Source organism: Vibrio genomosp. F10 str. 9ZD137 (assembly GCF_049974785.1).
GTDB lineage: Bacteria > Pseudomonadota > Gammaproteobacteria > Enterobacterales > Vibrionaceae > Vibrio.
This window is the reverse complement of record NZ_JBNGCJ010000163.1, coordinates 1-899: the sequence shown is the minus strand read 5'-3', so window position 1 is coordinate 899 and position 899 is coordinate 1. Positions and strand designations below refer to the sequence as shown.

At 39.4% G+C, this 899-nt stretch carries 1 protein-coding gene; it reads right to left on the bottom strand.

From position 1 onward, the window contains the following. Window positions 1-54: 54 nt before the first annotated feature. Entirely contained in the window at window positions 55-864 is an 810-nt protein-coding gene (locus ACP45E_RS02020; RefSeq protein ID WP_017038253.1) for a toll/interleukin-1 receptor domain-containing protein, read from the bottom strand. Between the last annotated feature and the right edge of the window lie 35 nt (window positions 865-899).

Sequence of the window (899 nt, the reverse complement as noted above, 5' to 3'; positions counted from 1 at the left end):
AAACCAACGCATAGTAAAAATGCCGCGCGTTAGCTGTCCCTCTTGAAGCGTTTGTTAGGCATTTTTTACAGCGTCAGCGACTTTCTCAGCTATTTCTCTAATCGTGAACATAGTTGAGTTCAACGCTACCTTATCGACTAAAGATGGGCTTAGTTTCATAATTTCGTCTTTGGTAATGTTGTGCCAGATAGGCAATATGACCTTATCTCCTTCCATTTCTCTTACTACTAACCCATTCAGCTCGTACTGAGTCCAGTTTTTTTCAAAAAATGCTTTAGACAGGATAATTAGACCATACCTTGATTCAGCAAGACCTTGGTCAATTGAACGGCGCAAGCTGTCTCCGATACGCAGTGTATATTCGTCGTACCACACTGATACACCCAACTTTATTAACTCGTCAGCTAGTGGTTTAACAAAATCGGCTTTATCTTCCGAAGCGTGGGAAATGAATAACTCAGTCCCTGATTGTGGTTCTTCTTTATCAGAGGGAAACTCAATTGCTATGTTTTTTAACTGGGACAAAATGTTCTCCTGATTATCCATTTCTTCATTAATCGCGCGATTTAAAGCCAATCGTTCTTTTTTCTTAGCTTGACCACCAAACTTGGTTCTCTGCCTCTCATTAACCTTACGAGACTTTTGATCCTTTTTTGCCTTTACTTGTTTTCGAGCCTTTATCACTTGTTTCTCTTTAGCTCGAATCTGCTGTCTAAGCTTATTGATATTATCTAGTGACGGGTCTGCAGACTTCAGTTTCTGAACAATCCAGTTGAACTCAATTTCTTTGTTCAACAAATTTTTTTCGCATTTTTCGATTTCGGAATCTAATGTGCCAACACCTTTAAACTTTGGATGTTTCATGCAAATCTCCTGATGCCTAACGCCTTACTAAGTGG